This window comes from Paraburkholderia sp. AV2 (genome assembly GCF_054968425.1).
In genome coordinates, this window is the sequence record NZ_JBANLK010000121.1 from 1 (window position 1) to 878 (window position 878).

Below are 878 nucleotides of genomic sequence, written 5' to 3' on the forward strand. Positions count from 1 at the left end.
TTTCGCGTGTGAAGAGGCGCTTTACGATAGTGCCAGCCTGCGTCGCTTTGCGAGAATTGATCTGGGCTGCGAGGCGGCACCAGATGCCACCACGCTGCTCAAATTTCGTCGTCTTCTCGAAACCCACAAACTGGGCGAGAAGCTGTTTGCCGAAGTCGGCCGGGTGCTGCAGGCGAGCGGCATGAAACTCAAGAGCGGCACGATCGTGGACGCCACGATCATCGGTGCGCCGAGTTCGACGAAGAATGAGCAGAAGTCGCGCGACCCCGGGATGCATCAGACGCGCAAAGGCAAGCAATGGTACTTTGGCGCGAAGCTGCATATCGGCGTGGACAGCCAGAGCGGCCTGGCGCACAGCGCAGTGCTCACGCCGGCCAACGTGCATGACAGGCATCCGCTGCCGCAATTGCTGCACGGACAGGAGCGGCGGGTCTACGGTGACAGCGCATACGCCAGCCAGAAAGCGCTGATCCACAGCAAAGCGCCGAAGGCGCGCGACTTCACGAATCAGCGCACCCGTCGCGCGGGTGAAGTCGATGAGGTGCAGCGCGGCAAGAACCGCCACAAGTCGAGGATCCGTGCACGCGTGGAGCATGTGTTCGCGGTGGTCAAACGACTGTGGGGCTTCACGAAGGTGCGCTACCGCGGGTTGGCGAAGAATGCGAACCGGGCCTTCGTCGCTTTGGCGCTCGCCAACGTGTACCTGTCGCGCACGCGATTGATGGCGCAGTTGCGCCCGTAATGGGCGAAAGGCGGGCAAAACGCCCGCGTGCAATGCCCGCAAGGGCCAAAAGCAAAGGAGTGACGGTCGGCTTCACGACCTGAACACCTCCACATCGCCAACACGCCGCCAATTCAGCTGCTTGTTCAGCGTAGCC

Annotated in this window: 1 protein-coding gene; it reads left to right on the forward strand. The window is 62.2% G+C overall.

Features of this window, described 5'->3' with window-relative positions; translation table 11 throughout:
- Positions 1 to 742: IS5 family transposase (locus V8683_RS31370; RefSeq protein WP_462849733.1), on the forward strand; the 742-nt coding region annotated here is incomplete at its 5' end.
- Between the last annotated feature and the right edge of the window lie 136 nt (positions 743 to 878).